This is a genomic window from Elizabethkingia argenteiflava (assembly GCF_009904105.1).
Lineage (GTDB): Bacteria > Bacteroidota > Bacteroidia > Flavobacteriales > Weeksellaceae > Elizabethkingia > Elizabethkingia argenteiflava.
On the sequence record NZ_JAAABJ010000351.1, the window covers coordinates 1 to 328 of the forward strand.

Genomic DNA, 328 nt, shown 5'->3' on the forward strand with positions numbered 1-328 from the left:
CCCCTTGAATTGGATTGGTAGTATATATGATTTTTCGTACTACCTCATCGTACTCGAAGAATGCAGAGAGATTTAACCAATTGTCCAGCCAGGATTTGCAGGTCAGGGGATATTTTGTTGCCCACTTCTCTTCAAAGGCAAGCAGCCTTTGATTTCCCTGCTCTTCATTATTTGCCTTGTAGATTGGCTTCATATCCTCCATAACCGCTTTTTTATCCCTGTCTGGAACATAGCGCATGGAGGAGCGGATTTGATGAACCACGCAAAGTTGTACCCTGGTTTTAGGAAATACAGCCTCAACCGCTTCGGGGAAACCTTTCAGGCCGTC

General features: G+C 45.1%; 1 protein-coding gene. It reads right to left on the reverse strand.

Annotated elements, in window-relative coordinates:
- The coding region (locus GNY06_RS03960) for a transposase (RefSeq protein ID WP_176589954.1) at window positions 1–328 on the reverse strand (328 nt) is incomplete at both ends.